General features: G+C 58.3%; 18 protein-coding genes. 12 read left to right on the plus strand and 6 right to left on the minus strand.

Translation table 11 applies throughout. The features are described from left to right. The first annotated feature begins 98 nt into the window (after window positions 1-98). Window positions 99-962 (plus strand): phosphatase PAP2 family protein, encoded by an 864-nt coding sequence (locus ABY734_RS01800; RefSeq protein ID WP_372777245.1) that lies wholly within the window; start codon window positions 99-101, stop codon window positions 960-962. A gap of 477 nt (window positions 963-1439) precedes the next feature. Here ABY734_RS01800 and ABY734_RS01805 read toward each other — a convergent pair whose 3' ends face one another. After that, on the minus strand, window positions 1440-3773 hold the full coding sequence (locus tag ABY734_RS01805) for a TonB-dependent receptor (protein ID WP_372777246.1): 2334 nt from the start codon (window positions 3771-3773) through the stop codon (window positions 1440-1442). A gap of 93 nt (window positions 3774-3866) precedes the next feature. Here ABY734_RS01805 and ABY734_RS01810 point away from each other — a divergent pair, with 93 nt between their 5' ends. Next, window positions 3867-5048 carry a CNNM domain-containing protein gene (locus tag ABY734_RS01810; RefSeq protein WP_372777247.1) on the plus strand — a complete coding sequence of 394 codons (1182 nt, stop codon included), beginning with the start codon at window positions 3867-3869 and terminating at the stop codon, window positions 5046-5048. Here the strand turns inward: ABY734_RS01810 and ABY734_RS01815 are convergent. Both ABY734_RS01815 and ABY734_RS01820 read right to left on the minus strand, forming a co-directional pair. Then, window positions 5011-5775 carry a TSUP family transporter gene (locus ABY734_RS01815; RefSeq protein ID WP_372777248.1) on the minus strand — a complete coding sequence of 255 codons (765 nt, stop codon included), beginning with the start codon at window positions 5773-5775 and terminating at the stop codon, window positions 5011-5013. The genes ABY734_RS01810 and ABY734_RS01815 overlap by 38 nt on opposite strands. 126 nt (window positions 5776-5901) lie before the next feature. Next, the gene (locus ABY734_RS01820; RefSeq protein WP_372777249.1) at window positions 5902-7275 is read right to left on the minus strand and encodes an FAD-dependent oxidoreductase; all 1374 of its coding nucleotides are present in this window, start codon (window positions 7273-7275) and stop codon (window positions 5902-5904) included. Window positions 7276-7437: 162 nt separating this feature from the next. Here ABY734_RS01820 and ABY734_RS01825 point away from each other — a divergent pair, with 162 nt between their 5' ends. The 5 genes from ABY734_RS01825 to ABY734_RS01845 all read left to right on the plus strand — a co-directional run bounded on the left by ABY734_RS01825 (window position 7438) and on the right by ABY734_RS01845 (window position 11108). Then, window positions 7438-8001 carry a chorismate lyase gene (locus ABY734_RS01825; RefSeq protein WP_372777250.1) on the plus strand — a complete coding sequence of 188 codons (564 nt, stop codon included), beginning with the start codon at window positions 7438-7440 and terminating at the stop codon, window positions 7999-8001. Between the two features lie 52 nt (window positions 8002-8053). Beyond that, window positions 8054-8938, plus strand: coding sequence for a 4-hydroxybenzoate octaprenyltransferase (gene ubiA / locus ABY734_RS01830; RefSeq protein WP_372777251.1), 885 nt, complete (start codon window positions 8054-8056; stop codon window positions 8936-8938). Next, window positions 8935-10080 carry a GNAT family N-acetyltransferase gene (locus ABY734_RS01835; protein ID WP_372777252.1) on the plus strand — a complete coding sequence of 382 codons (1146 nt, stop codon included), beginning with the start codon at window positions 8935-8937 and terminating at the stop codon, window positions 10078-10080. Before ubiA ends, ABY734_RS01835 begins: the two co-directional genes overlap by 4 nt. A gap of 84 nt (window positions 10081-10164) precedes the next feature. After that, window positions 10165-10599 (plus strand): carboxymuconolactone decarboxylase family protein, encoded by a 435-nt coding sequence (locus tag ABY734_RS01840; RefSeq protein ID WP_372777254.1) that lies wholly within the window; start codon window positions 10165-10167, stop codon window positions 10597-10599. Then, the gene (locus ABY734_RS01845; RefSeq protein WP_372777255.1) at window positions 10596-11108 is read left to right on the plus strand and encodes a carboxymuconolactone decarboxylase family protein; all 513 of its coding nucleotides are present in this window, start codon (window positions 10596-10598) and stop codon (window positions 11106-11108) included. Before ABY734_RS01840 ends, ABY734_RS01845 begins: the two co-directional genes overlap by 4 nt. A 4-nt stretch (window positions 11109-11112) precedes the next feature. Here ABY734_RS01845 and ABY734_RS01850 read toward each other — a convergent pair whose 3' ends face one another. Next, window positions 11113-11517, minus strand: a complete 405-nt coding sequence (locus ABY734_RS01850) for a hypothetical protein (RefSeq protein ID WP_372777256.1) — start codon at window positions 11515-11517, stop codon at window positions 11113-11115. Window positions 11518-11696: 179 nt separating this feature from the next. Between ABY734_RS01850 and ABY734_RS01855 the strand changes: the two genes are divergently transcribed. Next, complete coding sequence (locus ABY734_RS01855; protein ID WP_372777257.1) at window positions 11697-13112, plus strand: OmpA family protein; 1416 nt, start codon at window positions 11697-11699, stop codon at window positions 13110-13112. Window positions 13113-13261: 149 nt separating this feature from the next. Here ABY734_RS01855 and ABY734_RS01860 read toward each other — a convergent pair whose 3' ends face one another. Then, window positions 13262-13864 carry a DUF938 domain-containing protein gene (locus ABY734_RS01860; RefSeq protein ID WP_372777258.1) on the minus strand — a complete coding sequence of 201 codons (603 nt, stop codon included), beginning with the start codon at window positions 13862-13864 and terminating at the stop codon, window positions 13262-13264. Window positions 13865-13961: 97 nt separating this feature from the next. Here ABY734_RS01860 and ABY734_RS01865 point away from each other — a divergent pair, with 97 nt between their 5' ends. Genes ABY734_RS01865 through ABY734_RS01880 form a run of 4 tightly spaced genes read left to right on the plus strand, consistent with a single transcriptional unit; the run spans window position 13962 to window position 16040 of the window. After that, window positions 13962-14276, plus strand: a complete 315-nt coding sequence (locus ABY734_RS01865) for a YbjQ family protein (protein WP_372777259.1) — start codon at window positions 13962-13964, stop codon at window positions 14274-14276. 4 nt (window positions 14277-14280) lie between these two features. Further along, window positions 14281-14733: a YbjQ family protein gene (locus ABY734_RS01870; protein WP_372777260.1), complete on the plus strand. Its 453-nt coding sequence runs from the start codon at window positions 14281-14283 to the stop codon at window positions 14731-14733. A 15-nt stretch (window positions 14734-14748) separates the two neighbouring features. Continuing rightward, a complete protein-coding gene (locus ABY734_RS01875; protein WP_372777261.1) occupies window positions 14749-15588 on the plus strand; it encodes a M48 family metallopeptidase in 840 nt (279 codons plus the stop codon). Then, entirely contained in the window at window positions 15585-16040 is a 456-nt protein-coding gene (locus ABY734_RS01880) for an EVE domain-containing protein (RefSeq protein ID WP_372777262.1), read from the plus strand. The genes ABY734_RS01875 and ABY734_RS01880 overlap by 4 nt, the downstream gene beginning before the upstream one ends. Here ABY734_RS01880 and yaaA read toward each other — a convergent pair whose 3' ends face one another. Then, window positions 16041-16817, minus strand: a complete 777-nt coding sequence (yaaA, locus tag ABY734_RS01885) for a peroxide stress protein YaaA (RefSeq protein ID WP_372777263.1) — start codon at window positions 16815-16817, stop codon at window positions 16041-16043. Window positions 16818-16870: the final 53 nt, after the last annotated feature.

The following is a 16870-nucleotide window of genomic DNA, read 5'->3' on the forward strand; positions in this document are numbered from 1 at the left end:
AACCGTTGCGGTGAGGTCGGCCCGGTCGGCGAGGTCGCCTTGCGCACCAAGCCTGAGGCAGATTAGTGCTCAATCTGACACTGAGTGAGGAATAGACTGTGATCGAAAGTATTCTCGCCTGGGGCGCTGATTTCATCATCGCCCTCCAGCAATTCACCTTCTGGCCCTGGGATGGCCTGCTGCGCTTTTTCACCTGGCTCGGCGGTATGGGTTACCTGTTTACGGTGCCGCTGGTGCTGTGGTGTATCGACCGCAATCTGGGGCTCAAGCTACTGCTGATGGTGACGCTGACCATGTATCTGAATACGGTGGTCAAAGAGTGGTTCGCCCTGCCGCGCCCCTTCGAGGTGGATGCACGCATTGTGTCCGACGGCGAGATGGGTTTCAGTTTTCCCAGCGGGCACGCCCAGCTGGTGGCGGTGTTCTGGGGGCTGCTGGCAATGCACGTGGGCAAGCGCTGGTTCACCGGTGTCTGCCTGGCAGTGATTTTTCTGACCGGACTGTCGCGCTCGTATCTGGGGGTTCACTACCCGACCGATGTAGCCGTGGGCTGGCTGTTTGGCGGCCTGACCCTGTGGGCCTGGCATCTTTGGGGGCCTGCCCTGATGAGCTGGCCGGCACAGCGTAAAGCGATTGCCTTGCTGGTGGCAGTGTCGCTGATGACCGCATTGGCGCTGCTGCTCGGCTCAAGCGCAATGGTCTATGGCAGCCTCGGTATGGGACTGGTGGCGGGTTTCTGTGGGTTGAAAATTCAGGATAACCCGGCGGCGATGGGTCTGGTGAAGCGCGGCCTGCGCTACGCTGTCGGTACTGCCGTGATGTTTGTCCTGCTGGCGGTATTGCCGAAAGTGGCGGGGTGGGGTCAGTTGCCGTCCGCGGTTGACGGCTTTGTGCTGATGGCTGTTTTCGGGGCGGTGATTGCCGGTTTGCTACCGTGGTTTTTTCAGCGAATGCGTTTGTAGCTCAAAGCGCAGTTGTGCATCAGTAGCGGTATATCGCAGATTTGGGTGGAAGGCCGTACAGCCTGATTGTAACGGTGCTATTAACCCGGCCCAGCGGCCCCACACCGTCTCCGAGACCGGCCGCAAGCCTCTCCGTGAAAGGGGTGTCGCTGCGGAACTCGCACAGAGTGCTCAGACAGTCCTCGCGAAACACACCCCTTTCACGGAGAGGCTTAAGCGCGTCCTGAAGGGGCTCGGAGACGGTGTGGAACCACTAAGCCTGTTTCGGTGGACACTGAAAACCTGCTTACTTGGTACTAGCACCCAAGTAAGGGGGATGCCCGATTCACTGGCTCGACAGCCTAAATGCTTCAGGGCTCTTTAGTGACTCTGCGGTTTTATTGACAGTGAACGCCCTTCCACTCTATTTATTTGCTGAGAACTAAAAAGGCAGCTCTCTGAATGGAGCTGCCTTTTCTTTTTGTGTTTTCCCTTTTTTCAGTATTGGTAACCGAGGCTGACGCCCACCGTGCGCGGTGAGTTGGGCCCGAGACTGGTAATAACCCCGTCAACACCCAAGCCGAGCGGCACCGGCCGGAAGAACAGTTGGTCTTCATCTTCCAGGCTATCTACAAAGGCGTCCACCGTGAATGCGCCGCCGGGGCTGATCCAGCTCAGACGGATATCAGTGTTGGTGTAGCTGGCGAGTCGGTCCACATCGTCGCGGTTGTAGTGGCGCAGAAAGTAGTCGTCGGTCCAGGTGGTTTTCAGCACCGCTCGCAGCGAGCCCCATTCGCCGAGGGGGCGCTGGTAGTTCAACAGCAGCGAGGCCTTGTAACGCGGCGTGTCTTGCAGGTCATTGCCGGACAGATCCTGCTCGCCCTCGGGGCAGCCCGGGTCGGACAGGCTGGGAAAGGCCGGGTCTGAGGAACAGAAATCGTCAAAGGTACCTTTCAAATAGCCCAGTGAAATGATGCTGTAGAGGTTTTCGGTGGCGGCCACAGTCATGTCGACCTCCAGTCCTGACAAACTGGCGCTGGCGGCATTTTCGGTGACGGTGGTCGTGTCGCGCACCTGCTGTACCTGCAGGTTGCTGTAGTCGTAGGCAAAGGCGACGGCGTTGAACTGCAAACGACCCTCAAAGAAGCGGTTTTTGCTGCCCACTTCAAAGGCGTTGAGCTGTTCCGCCTCCACTTCGTTCAGACTGCCGTCATCCATGACTTCGCCAAAGCCGTTTTTGTAGCCGCGGGCCACTTTGGCGTAAACCATATGCTCGTCGCTCAGGAACCACTTGGCGCCGAACTCGCCGGTGGGCTCCTCAAATTCCACTTCAAAGCCCGTGCTGCCACCGGAAAGGCTGGCGGCTTGAGTGCGGTTGGCACGATTCGGCAGTACCAGGGCGACGTCGTTGACCTCGAACAGCTCCTGCCGGTCGCGGTTGCTGCGCAGGCCGCCGAAGATTTCGATATCCGGCAGGTCGCTCTGCCAATGTTTGAGTCGCAGGGTGCTGTTGACGTAGGCCGCTTCGCTGGTGACGGTCTCCTCGCCGTGGGGGGTGGAAACATCGAGATCAAAGATATTGCCGCCGGTGGGCAGGGGCAGACCTAGCACACTATCGGCCAGATCGATCTTGGCTTTTACGAAGTTAAGGGCGGTCAGACGGCTTTCCTGTCTGGCCCGGAACAGGCCGAAGATCCAGTTGACGGCGGAATCATTCTGGGAGGTAAAGCGCATTTCCTGAATCAAGGCGTCGTCACGCTCCCGGCGCAGTACGTCGACAATGGTGGCTTCCGTGCCGTCGACATCGAGGGGGCGGAAGGCGTGATCTGCGCTTTTGCCGAACAGCAGGGTTATGTCCACGTTGCCCAGCAGCGGCAAATCATCCAGCGCCCACACTACCTCGGCGTCGAGTCGTTCCACATCAATCTGGTAGTCGCGGTAATCGCGCTCGCCAAACAGCTGTCTGGCCTGCTCGCTGAAAATCATCCGGTGGGCGAGGGCTCTGACCAGGGTGCGATCCTGGGGCAGAGGCTCTGCCCCGAACTCCTCCAGTGACCCATTGTTGCGGGTCAGGGTGGTGGCGCTGGAGATGCGGTACTGGTCGCGTTGAAAGTATTTGTAACGCAGGTTGAGCTGCAGCGTTTCGGTGGGCTGGGACTGCAGCCACAGCCGCACCATCTGGTCGTCCTTGGTGTCGCCGTGGAAGCGATCCTTCTCGGCCAGCAGGTTGGTGACCAGGCCGTCGCGGCGGTGATCGCTCATAGCCAGGCGGGCGTTGAGCCAGTTGTTCGGCAGCAGGGGGGTATTGATGGCAGCGCGCAGCCGGCGTTCACTGAGGCTGGCGGCGCGGGTGTCGAGTTTGAATTCGACGGCGTCCACGGGTGGATTCCAGCGCAGGTTGAGGGCGCCGGCGGTGGCATTGCGGCCATACACGGTGCCGGAGGGGCCGCGCAGCAATTCAATGGCGGCCAGATCGTAGTAATTGCCGCCCACATTATTGTTGGGGATAAACAGACCATTCTCGTGGAAGGCCACCGGCGGCACACCGATCAGGTCGACGCCGATGCCGCGTATGGTCATGTTTTCGCGGCCGCGGGTCACTACGCCCGGGGTCATTTCGGCCAGGTTAAAGGGGTCCTCGATATTGGCCGCTTCGAGCATGTCGGCGTCAAGCGCGGTGACGGAAGCGCCCACATCCTGAAGTGATTCTTCGCGCTTGTTGACGGTGACCAGCACCTCTTCAATATACAGGCCGCCACGGGTCGTTTCGGCCAGCAGCGTGGGGCAGGAGGCGGTAAGGCAGAGCGCCGCCAGGGTGATCCTTTTCAGCATGGAATTCTCCCGGTTCTTGTTATTTGGGAGCTTCACACTAAGGCCGGGACTGGTGCACGGCGACCTTGCCGACCGGGACGCACTGGAAAACCGGTGAAGGACACCGTAAAAACCGTTAAGGTAGGCCCTTCTTTTCAGCGAGACCGGAGCGACATGTTAACCCTGCTGGTTGCCTATTTTTGCCTGGCCATTGGTTTTTCCTTTCTATGTTCCCTCTGGGAGGCGGTGCTGCTAAGCATTACCCCGGCCTACGCCCAGATCAAATTCCAGGAAGGGGCGGGCATCGGTCGCCAGCTCAAGAGTTTCAAGGACAATATCGACCGGCCCTTGGCGGCCATCTTGACCCTGAATACCGTGGCGCACACCGCTGGCGCCATCGGTGTTGGCCAGCAGGCGACTCTGCTGTGGGCCGAGACCAACCCGATGATAACCGGGGTGGTGATTCCGGTGGCGCTGACGCTGGCGATTCTGATCCTCTCGGAAATCATTCCCAAAACCCTCGGCGCCAATTACTGGAAAGAGCTGGCACCGTTTACCGTGTACTCCCTGAAGGTGGTGATCACGATACTGCTGCCGCTGGTCTGGCTAAGCCAGCAGCTCACCGGCATTCTGCGTAAGGATAAAAGCCGCAGTGTGTTTTCCCGGCGCGACTTTCTCATGCTGGCGGAGATCGGTGAAAAGGAAGGGGTCATCGAGAAGAACGAATCTGCCTTTATTGCCAACCTGCTGCGCTTCAAGAATATTCGCGCCAAGGATGTGATGACTCCGCGCACCGTGGTTAAAGTGGCTCCCATGAGCCTGACGCTGCAGGAATTCCACGAGCGGGAAGGCAATATTGTGTTTTCCCGGATTCCGATCCATGAGGAGGGAAACAAGGATAAGGTGGTTGGCTACTTCCTGAAAGACGAGCTGCTGGTGGAACTGGTGGACAGTCACGGCGACAAGCTGCTTAAGGATCTCAAGCGGGAGATCATCACCATTCACGAGTCCTGCCCGCTGCCGGATATATTCAGCCGTTTTCTGGAGCAGCAGGAGCATATCGCACTGGTGGTGGATGAGTACGGCGGCACCGCCGGCATTGTCACCATGGAGGATGTGATTGAAACGCTGATCGGCATGGAAATTGTTGATGAAATGGACAGTGTCGACGATATGCAGAAGCTGGCCCGTGAGCGCTGGATGCGCAGAGCCCGGCAGATGGGCCTCAATGTCGACCCGGAAGCGGCGGTCGAGCCCCCTAGCCCAGCGCCGCCCGAGTCAACCCAACCAGACTGATCAGCAGCAGGGCGCTGCCGAGAAAACGCATAAACACCGCCGCATCGGTTTGCAGCATGTGGCGGTGAAAACGCAGTCCGATCAAGTGGCCGATAAAGGCGCAGGGCAGCAACCACAGATGGTGGATGAGCTGCAGGTCGACCTCAAAATAAATAAAGGCCGCCATCTTGATCGCCACCAGCACCAGCCAGAGCGCAAACAGGGTGTCCCGCAGTTGTTCCCGGGCCACATGCTGAGCGGCCACCGCAATTATCAGGGGCGCGCCAATCAATGAGGTGCCACTGATATAGCCGCCGAGCAGCAGAAACGCCGTATCCACCACCTTGCTGTTGCTTTTGAAGGGACGGTTAAAGATATAGGACAGGGAATACACGGCCACGATGGTGAAAATCACCCCGCTCATCACGTTTGACGGCAGCGTCACCAGCCCAAGTACCCCGATCAGTTTCGGAATCAGCATGACCAACAATAGATAGCGCAAGTAGGGCCAGTTGACGGTGCCCCTACCGCTGTCGGGTTTGCGGTTGTTCTGAATGATGGTGATGGAGGCGAACACCAGCAGGTGCACGGAGATCAGCGGCAGAAACACCAGCGCGTCGTTATGCACCAACAACAGAAACGGCAGTGACAGCACGGCGCCACCAAAGCCGAGACCGGATCGGACAAAGCCGCTCCAGATAAAGATCAGGCCGATCAGAAGGTATTGGTAGGGGAGGAGATTTTCCATGGATTACGGTGACGGAGCGCCCTCACCCCGACCCTCTCCCAGAGGGAGAGGGGGCGCCCGGTTCAGGCTGGAGAGTTCCCTCTCCCCTAGGGAGAGGGCCAGGGTGAGGGTGCGGCAGCAAAAGCCTTAGCCCAACAGCGGCGGCAATTCCTTCTGCAGGGCCATTTTCTGCTTGATGCCGTCACCGGTCAGGGCAAAGCCCTGCAGCTGACCGCTCTTGTCGCGGAAGGTGGCGACTACGTTGTTGCCGTCTTCCTGAATGTCCCAGTCACCTTCCATATCGCGCGGCGGCGGATTTACCGTTACCGGGCAGGCTGGCGTCTTGATGGTTACCGGCATGGCGGGGTAGCTGACCTCGGTCGCGTCCCCGGCCAGGGTTTTACCCAGCGCACGGGCCTGGGCCATCAGTGGCGCTACGTACACCAGCACGTGGCCGTCCACTTCCACACAGTCGCCCATGGCGTAAACATTCTTGGCGCTGGTTTCCAGCAGGCGGTTGGTGGTGATACCGCGGTTGACCTGAATGCCGGCATCGGCGGCCAGCTGGGTGCGCGGGCGCACGCCAACGGCAGAAACGACTAGATCGCAGTCAATGGTGTCACCGGTGCTCAAGGTCACTTTCAAGCCGACATCGCCAGCCTTGTTCACTTCCGTGACCAGCGGGCCGAAGTGGAACCTGGCGCCTTTTTCTTCCAGCGCGCGCTGTACCGCGCGACCGGCGGGTTCCGGCAGCAGGGTAGGCAGACAGTAGGTCAGCGGGTCAACCGCTTCTACTGAAAAGCCGCCATTGAGCAGGTCGTTGGTGAACTCGCAGCCGATCAGGCCGGCGCCGATGATGCACACCTTCTTCACATCATTTTTCTTGATGGCGGTGCGGTAGTCGTCGTAGTCCAGCAGGTCGTTGACCGAGTAAACGTACTCCAGCGCGTCACCCTTGATCGGCGGGGTGATGGTGTCAGCGCCGAGGGCCAGCACCAGCTTGCCGTAGTGGATCTGGGTTTCGGCATCGCCCAGCTTGATGGTCTGGTTTTCGGTGTCGATGCTGGTGACGTGGGTCATGGTCCAGACGCTGGCTTTGAGCTGCTTGCCCATGGTGCCGGCATCGGCTTGGGCCAGATCGTCCGCGGTGGTGTCTTTTGTGTAGCCGGTGGACAGCATCGGCTTGGAGTAGGAGCGACCATCGTCTGCCGTGATCATGATCACGGGCGTATCCTGATCGTGCTTGCGGAATTCGCGCACCAGACCATAGCCTGCCAGGCCGGTTCCGAGTACAACGATAGGAGCTTTGGATTCGTCGGTGGTCTCTTCCTCGTGGTGAGGCGCGGCGGCCGGTTCACTGGTTTCGATCAGCTCGAAATCTTCCTTGCCGACACCGCAGTCGGGGCACAGCCAGTCATCGGGGATATCTTCCCATTTGGTGCCCGGTGCAATACCGGAATCCGGATCACCGGTCTCTTCGTCGTAGACCCAGCCGCAGACAATACATTCCCACTTACTCATTGCTTATCCTTCCTCGTCGTCAGTGTGTGGCCCTTGCAGTTTGTGAGGGAATCACGCATTCTGCCGCCACTTTTACAGGGCACTTCTTGTGCGTCCCGGCAAGGTTTATCGCCGGTCGTGAGTGCCTGATATCAGGGTTTTCAGTATTCAGGGAGCCGGTTATTGTACGCTGTTCGCCACTATCGATACCAGCCTGACGAGCCGCAGTGGCGGGATCACCGGCGGCTGACCAGTGTGCAGTTGCCCCAGCAAATCCGACCCTGGTTGTTGGACCGCGGCTCGCTGACCGCCCGGCTGGTAAGGGCTGGCGGCGGAGACTTCCGGGTGCAGGTGCTGGAACAGGCCTGGCAGCGGCCGCGTTTAACCGAGCGGCGCCTACTTGAAATGGGTGACCGTGAACAGGGGATTATCCGCGAGGTTTTGCTGCTCTGCCGCGGCGAACCCTGGGTTTATGCCCGCAGTGTGCTGCCCGCGCAAAGCCTGGAAGGGCGGCTTCGTCACCTGCGCAAGCTGCGCGACTCGGCGCTGGGGGCGCTGCTGTTCAGTGACCCGGGCATGCGCCGCGCGCCCTACGAGGTCGCCGCTATCGATGGCGACTCCGAACTTATTCCTTCAGCCCAGCGAGTCGATGCCACCCTGTGGGGGCGCCGCTCCTGCTTTTACCTCAGCGGTTTGCCGATTATGGTCAGCGAAATCTTCCTGCCGGCTTTTCGGCCGGACGCTTGAATCACGGAGGCCGGCTTTATATGGTGGTTCCGATGTTACAAGAGCCATTGCAATGCAGGTAGATATCGCCGCTCTGCGGCAACGTTTGTCCCCTTATGTTCGCCTGATGCGCTTCGATCGCCCGATTGGCACCTATCTGGTGCTGTGGCCGACCCTATGGGCCCTATGGCTGGCGGCCGAGGGTGTGCCGCCCCTGTCTACACTGGCCATTTTTGTGGCGGGCGTCGTGCTGATGCGAGCGGCGGGCTGTGTGATCAACGACTTTGCCGACCGGAAGATTGACGGTCATGTGGAGCGCACCAAGGCCCGGCCGCTGGCAACCGGTGAGTTGCAATCCCGCGAGGCATTGCAGCTTTTTATCGGCTTGTGCGCGCTCTCTTTTGTGCTGGTGCTGTTTACCAACCGGCTGACCGTCTATCTGTCGTTTGGCGCGGTGGCGCTGGCGGCGACCTATCCCTTTATGAAGCGTTACACGCATTTTCCCCAGGTGGTTTTGGGTGCCGCCTTCGCCTGGAGCGTACCGATGAGTTTTGCCGCGGTGCAGAACACGGTGCCCGCCGAGGCCTGGCTGGTCTATCTGGCCGTGGTGATCTGGACAGTGGCCTACGACACCTTTTACGCCATGGTGGATCGCGAGGACGATCTCAAGATCGGCGTAAAATCCACCGCCATCTACTTCGGGGATGAAGACCGGTTGATGACAGGCATGCTGCAGGCCAGCGTGGTGTTTATTCTGATCTTAATGGGGTCGCGCTTTGGTCTGGGCTTTATCTATTTTGTCGGCGTGGCGGTTGCGGCAGGTCTGTTTGTCTATCAGCAGAAGCTGATTCGCCACCGGCAGCGTGAGCAGTGCTTTCAGGCCTTTCTGAACAATAACTATGTGGGCATGGCGCTGTTTGCGGCCATTGCCGCCCACTATCTGTTAGCCAGGGTATGACCGGGTTTCGCTTTGTCGATTCCATTGAGGCGGTGGCGTCGGCGAACTGGGATGCGGCGCTCGCCAGCGATTACCCCTTTTTGAAGCATGCGTTTCTGGCGGCGCTGGAAAGCAGTGGTGCCGCTACCCGGGAAAGCGGTTGGCAACCCCGGCATCTGTTGATTGAGCGCGACGGCACTTTGATCGGGCACATGCCTCTCTATCTCAAGTACCACAGCTACGGCGAGTATGTGTTTGACTGGTCCTGGGCCGAAGCCTGGCACCGCAATGGTCTGGAGTACTACCCGAAGCTGCTGTCTGCGATACCCTTTACCCCGGCGACCGGGCCGCGTCTTTCGCTGCTGCCGGATTACGATACCGCTGAAGTGCGTGAGGCGGCAGGTCGCTTTCTGTGCGAACAGGCTGAAGAAAGCGCCTCATCCCTGCATGTGCTTTTTACCCGCAAGGATGAAGATGGCCATTGGCAGCGGGCGGGCTTGTCGCGCCGCCTCGCGCCGCAATATCACTGGTTCAATCGAGACTATCAAAGCTTTGATGATTTTCTCGCTACCTTCAGCTCGCGCAAGCGCAAAAGCCTGCGCCGGGAGCGCCGGCTGGTGGCTGAGGCCGGAGTCACCCTGCGCCGTATAGAAGGGCCGGACATTAGCGCCCGACACTGGCAACACTTTTACCACTGCTACCAGATGACCTACGCCAAACGCAGTGGTCATGGGGGCTACCTGAACCAGGCTTTTTTTGAGAGCCTGGGCCAAGCAATGCCGAACCATCTGATGATGGTACTGGCCGAGCGCGACGGCGAGCCCATCGCCTGCGCCCTGAACTTCCATGATGGCGAGACCCTCTACGGCCGCTACTGGGGCTGTCTTCGCGAGGTTGAATGCCTGCACTTTGAGGCCTGCTACTACCAGGGCATTGAATACTGCATTGAGCGGGGGCTGCGCCGCTTTGATCCCGGCGCTCAGGGTGAGCACAAAATTCAGCGCGGCTTCGAACCGATGGAAACCCGCTCGCGCCACTGGATTGTCGACCCGCGCTTTCGCGCGGCGGTGGACCGCTTTCTGCAGGACGAAACGCCCGCGATCGAGCGCTATCTGCACGACGCCCGCCAGCTGCTGCCCTTCAAAAAACAAATGCCGGATTGATTCAGAAGCTTGAACCGAGCGCCTTGCGCGGCCTGCAGTGCTGTGCCAGTTTGAAGGACATAGCCATTTTTATGGGAGCCAGGCATGAGCTGGATCGACAATAGCTGCAGTAGCTTTGAGGAGGTGTTCTCCCTGCGGGATAACCTGTACCGGGATTATCAGTCCTTCGCTCAGGTGTTTGTCAGCGAAGGCCTGCTGGACGGGCGGCTGATGCAGCTCTGCCAGCAGCGCTGTGAACAGCTGCACCGCAGCGGCCATAGTGTTAGCGGTTTGGACAAAGACCTGCTTGAGGCCTTGCCCCAGTGGTACAACAGCCCCCTGTTTTCGCCGCTGGAAAAGGCGGCTTTGCAGCTGGCCGAGTGCTTTTGTCTGGACCCGCACAGCATCAGCGACGCGATGACCGACGCGGTTATCGCCCACAGCAGCGACGCGGGGCTGGTGGCCCTGCTGGAGTATCTCGCCCTCTGCGACGGTTTTGCCCGCTTCCGGGTATTGCTGGTGACGGAGGAGGCAGCATGAGCCAGTCGCGTGTGCGCCTGCCAGAGGCCGCAGGTGATGACCCGATCAGTGGCAGTGCGCTGGCCTTACAGCCCGAAGCACTGGCAGCCTTTAACCGGCTTTACGGTACCCTGTGGAGTCGCGGGGTGCTGGATCATCCCAGCAAGGAAACCGCGCGCCTGCGCAATGCCCGCAAAACCAATTGCGTATTCTGCAAGAATGTCCGCTTCGCTAAAGCGAAAGAAGCGGGTTTGAGCGAGGAGCAGGTCGAACAAATACGGGACGACTACGCCAATAGTGATTTATCGCCCCGCCAGAAACTGATACTGCGCTACACCGATATTTTCCTCACCGACCCCCATGGGCTTGACGATAGCCTGAAAAAGGAACTGAAGGCTGAATTCAGCCCGCCGGAACTGGTTGAGCTGACCGCGGGGCTTGCCCTGTTTATGGGCTTTTCTAAAATCGCCGTGTCGCTCGGGGGGATGCCCGAGTCGCTGCCGACTTTTGAGATGCCGACACCGGAATAAGCTTTCAGGCGTCTTCCGCCTGTTCCGTTTGGGCCTGTTTAAGTATGCGTTCCGCTATCATCAGGCAGGCAATAGGGATCAGGAAGCTGACACTGAAGCGGATAAGCAATAGCCAGCCGCTGATCGACCATTCACCCTCGGTGGCTGACAGCGCAATCAGGATCAGCGGGCCGAACACGAATACTGCGGTGGGTACATAGCGCCACAGATAGTATTCGCGGCTGGCCGAGATTTTCTGGTCAGCGCGGCGGTAGCAATAAAGGGTGATCAGTACCGTGCCCACGCCTACGGCTATGCTGTAAAACGTGCTTAACATGCCGCTCATGACTGTCAGTACGGCCCCCAGCAGGAGGCTGAGCAGGGCGGTGTTGGTCAGTGCTCGCAGAATCCGGATTTGCCGTACTGTCATCAGAGATACCCCATGTTTGGCAGCGATTAGCTATAGAGTAGTCGATAAAAAGCGCCAAGGTGTGCGCTATATCCGCCCAAAGTGTGCGTTTTGCGGGGTCTGCAGAATTGAAAAAAATGATGGATAATGCGATGGTATGCGCAACAAAAACAACAGCTTCCTTAACTTAGGGGTTTCCAATGAATACGTCAACTCAGCGCATGCGCGCTTTGGTTGCAGGGGCAGTACTCGTCAGTACGGCGCTTCCGGCATTGGCCGAGAATAACTGGTACATCAGTGCCGAGTACAGCCAACAGCGCCTTTTTTCCGGTGACGACAAGGTTTATCAGTCTTCTGTGGACAGCTCGGGTCTATGCTTGGGTGCGTTTACGCCTCCCGAGCTTGGAAATTGCGGTGCGCCAAGTACCTTTGACGATCGGGAGCACAACTACGACGACGACAATGGTTATGCCTTGTCGGTGGGGTATGACTTTGCAGGGCCGATCAGGGTGGATGTAACCGCCAAGTACATGCGCAATGACGCGGATTATGTGCGGATCGAAGGTGGTCCCCGTCAGGATGTTAACTTCAGGCAGGCTGCCAACGCGTTGCTGACCAACCTGTGGTTTGACTTCAACCGGGACGGTATTGTTCAGCCCTATGTCGGCCTTGGGGTCGGTGCGGCAAAGATGAAGCTCAGTGGCGAGAACGTAAATGATCTCGATGACACCACCCTGTTTGCGCAGGCGGGTCTGGGTGCCAATTTCGCGGTAACCGACTCTTTCATGATCGACTTTGGGGCTCGTTACTTCGAGGCAGACAAGCCCGAGTACCGCAACTTTACGGCTGAATATCATGGCGCGAGCGTGGTACTCGGCGTTCGTTATAATTTTGCCGGCGAAGACAGCGCCAGTGGCGATTCTGACGGTGACGGCGTTATCAACAGTAAGGATCGTTGCCCAGGCACTCCCCGCGGTGAGTCGGTCAATGCATTTGGCTGTGCCGACGGTGATGGCGATGGTGTAGCTGATAATATGGATCGCTGCCCCGATACCCCGCCGGGCACGCCGGTTAATGAATCCGGTTGCTCTGATCTTGATGGTGACGGCGTCATTGATGAGCGCGATCTGTGTCCGGGTACGCCGGCAGGTACCGTGGTCGATGCCAATGGCTGCTCTGATAGCGACGGTGACGGCATCAGCGATCGCGTCGATGCCTGCCCCAATTCGGCGCCTGGCCGCCCCGTCATGTCAAACGGCTGCGGTATCGAGCAAAGTGTCACTCTGGAAGGCGTTAATTTTGGATTCAACAGTTCAGAACTGGAGCCCAATGCGCGACGCATTCTGGATTTGGTGGCCAAGTCGCTCAAGGAATCCCCCGGGTTTGTCGTAGAAATCCAGGGGCATACCGACAACAAGGGAAGTGATGCCTACAACCTGATTCTGTCGCAGGACCGCGCCAATGAGGTTAAAGCCTATCTGGTTAGCCTGGGTGTGGAACCCGATTCGGTAATTGCTCGCGGCTACGGTGAGCGCGAGCCGGTTGCCGATAATGGCAGCGCCGAAGGGCGTGAACTCAACCGCCGGGTCGAGATGAAGGTGATTAAAGAGGGCTAAGGTTTTAGTTAGTTCTTTCTGAGAAGGCCCTCTTTGGAGGGCCTTTTTTATGGGTGGTTGAAACTGGTTGTGCAGGTGGTTTTTGAGTGCGGGCCCAGCCCTGCTGGGCGAAACCGTGGCTAAAAATCACCGTCAGAAAAAATAGAGAGCTATCTACCTTTAACAAACTCCAACAAGCGATTATTCGCCGGCATTGTGTGATCCTCCCGCAAACGCATCCCCGCTCCATCAGCCAGGGACAAAATCGCCTCGATATCCCGAATACCACTGCCCGGATCACGCGCTTTCAACCATTGATCGAAACGCGCATTACTGTCACTGGTATAACGCCCCTCGTAATTAAAGGGACCGTAGAGACAAAACACGCCATCCTGCTCCAGCACCTTTCGCATGCCTGTAAACAGCGCCTCCACTCCAGACCAATGCATGATGTGTACAGTGTTGGCCGAGAACACAGCCGGCGTGCTGGTGATCGGCCACGGTTGGTAGACATCCAGCTCCAGCGGTCGCTTGAGGTTGCCAAGTCCGGCGTCCTCGCGCCAGGCGGAGATGCCATCCAGATACTCGCGTTGATCGCTCGGCTGCCACACCAGATGAGGCAGATTCGCGGCGAAGTGCGCCGCGTGCTGGCCGGTGCCGCTGCCGATTTCCAGAACCGATGACACCTCGGCAAAAGCCTCGCGCAATACCGTGAGAATCGGCTGTTTGTTGTTTTCGCAGGCCTGGGAAAAGGGTTTATTCAGAGGTGCCATAAATTAGTGCTTGCCAGTGATTGTCGGAACTGTCTATAAAGGAGCGATAATGGAATTTATCGCAAGAACCATAAAGCAAAGCCCAAGGATGTGTCACGTGTTAGTCAGTAATATCGAAATCATTCCCGGAAAACGCATTGCAAAGCACCTCGGTCTGGTGCAGGGCAATACCGTGCGTACCAAGCACGTCGGTCGCGATTTGATGGCGGGCCTGAAGAATATTTTTGGTGGTGAGCTCAAGGGTTACACCGAACTGCTCAACGATGCGCGGGAGGAGGCCATTCAGCGCATGACCCAGCAGGCGGAAGCGATGGGCGCCAATGCGGTGATCAATGTGCGCTTTTCAACGTCGTCCGTGGCGGCCGGGGCGGCGGAGCTCTTTGCCTATGGCACTGCAGTGATTCTGGAGTAAGCGCGTGATTGATCTGATCGTCTTTCTGACGCTGCTTGCGCTGGGCTATATTTTCGGCCGCATTGCTGAAACCCGTCACTTTAAATCCATCCAGCAGCGCGAGGCCGAGTTGGCTGATGTGCTGGCCTTCAGTGAGCGCCTGCCACCGCCCTCGGATGAGCCGCGCCGGATAGCGCTGGTGGGCGGCAATGTTGTGATCTCGGTAGACTATTTCAAAGTGATTGCGGCGGGCCTGCGCAGTATTTTTGGCGGCCGGGTGCGCGCCTTCGAAAGCCTTACCGAACGCGCCCGTCGTGAAGCACTGCTGCGAATGAAGCAGGAAGCGCGCAACCTGGGTGCCCAGATGGTGGTGAACGTGAAGCTGGAAACGGCTTCAATCTCAAAGGGCAACAAGGGCCAGGTGGGGGCCGTCGAAGTCTACGCCTACGGCACGGCTTTGATCGCATCGCCGCCTTGATGAGCCACTGTAGCCGTGACTGAATACGAAAATCGCCCGGTGCCGGAAGGCATCAATTACAGCCGGGAAAACCCGCTCAAGGAATTTTTGCTGCTCTGCGCGGCGCTTCTGGGTGCCTTGGCGGTGCTGTTGTTTTCGCTCTCGCTGGCGGCGCAGAAACTGGCGCCGCTGATTCCCTTCTCTATGGAAAATCGGCTGGTCGCGCAGTTTGCGTCGTCGTTGCCGGCACGCTCTGAAACTGAGCGCGCAGAGCGGATTGATGACTACCTGAATCAGCTCGCCGCTGCGTTGTTAGCGCAGCGGGAGCTGCCCGAAGGCCTGGAGCTCAAACTCTACTATTCTGACTCGCCCATGATTAACGCCTTCGCCACGCTGGGTGGTCGGGTCTATGTGATGAATGGCCTGCTGCGGGAAATGGATAGCGAGAACGCGCTGGCGATGGTGGTGGCGCACGAGCTGGCGCATATTCTCAATCGCGATCCCATCGTCGCCATGGGGCGGGGTGTCACCGTGTCGTTGGCGCTGGCGAGCCTGAGCGGGCTTGGCAACACCGGCGCCGCTGACTGGCTGATTCAGCAGTTGGGTATGGCGACGATCTCGGGTTTTACGCGTGAGCAGGAACGGGCTGCGGACGCAATGGCCCTTGAAATGCTGCAGGCTCACTACGGCAATGTGCAGGGGGCGGAGCGTATTTTTGCCCTGATGGACGGGCAGCGGGCTGAGCCGCCGGAGCTGTTCAGCACTCACCCGCTCAGTCGTAAGCGGATTGCGGTGGTGCGCGAGTTTGCAAGGCAGCACCCACAACACGGCGACCTGGTGCCGCTGCCGAATTTTATGGGAGAAGAGGTGGAATGAATTGCTGGTTGATGAAGTCGGAGCCTGACGCCTTCAGTATTGATGACCTGGCGGCGCGACCGGGCAAGCTTGAGCACTGGGACGGGGTCCGCAACTACCAGGCACGCAATTTCATGCGCGAGATGAAGAAGGGCGACAAGGTGCTGTTCTATCATTCCAGTTGTCCCGAGCCCGGCGTGGTGGGGGTGGCGAAGGTAGTGAAAGAAGCCTACCCGGATTTCACGGCCTTTGATCCTGAGTCGAAGTATTTCGATCCCAAATCATCGCCGGACAAGCCGCGCTGGTTTATGGTGGATATTCAGTTTCAGAAAAAACTGAAGCGGACCATCACTCTGGCCGAGTTAAAACAGAATCCGCGTTTGGAAGGAATGCAGTTACTCCGCAAGGGCAACCGCCTTTCGGTGATGCCCGTGGCGGAGTCGGAGTTTGACACTATTCTGGCGATGCTGTGATCAGCCGATCTCTTCGCGGGTGAAGACCAACTCGCTGGCGCTGGACAGTTCAGGCTGGTAGGCGTAGCCCTCTGCATCAAATCCCTTCAGCGCTTCCACCGATTTAACCCGGTTTTTAATGATGTAGGCACTCATCAGACCGCGCGCTTTTTTGGCGTAGAAGCTGATGATCTTGTACTGACCGTTTTTCTTATCCTTGAAGACCGGCGTGACTATCTCCGCGTCCAGCTGCTGCTTTTTGATCGCCTTGAAGTATTCATTAGAGGCGAGGTTGATCAGGGTGTCGGCTTTGACGGTCTTGAGCGATTGGTTCACCGCTTCGGTAATTTTAGTGTCCCAGAAGCTGTAGAGATCCTTGCCCTGACTGTTCGCAAAGCGGGTGCCCATTTCCAGGCGGTAGGGCTGGATCAGGTCGAGCGGGCGCAACAGACCATAGAGGCCCGAGAGGATGCGCAGGTGCTTCTGGGCAAAATCAAAGTCGCGCTTGCCAAAGTTCTCGGCGCTCAGTCCCTGATAAACGTCGCCTTTAAAGGCGAGCACAGCAGGGCGCGCATTGTCGGGCTTGAAGGGCGTTTTCCAGTTCATAAAGCGGTTGTGGTTGAGTTCGCCCAGAGCCGGGCTGATTTTCATCAGGCTGGAAATATCTTCTGGTGACAGCTCTCGCAGCTCCTTGATCAGCTGGCGCGACTCCTTCAGGAAATCGGGCTGGCTGAAGTCGTCAGTGACCAGTGGGGAGTCAAAATCCAGGGTTTTGGCGGGCGAAATAACCGTCAACATTGTCTGTGCCTGTGCAAGCCGTGTAGAAAATATTCACTACGCTATAATGCCCG

The sequence above is a fragment of the Litorivivens sp. genome (genome assembly GCF_041624475.1).
GTDB lineage: Bacteria > Pseudomonadota > Gammaproteobacteria > Pseudomonadales > Spongiibacteraceae > Litorivivens.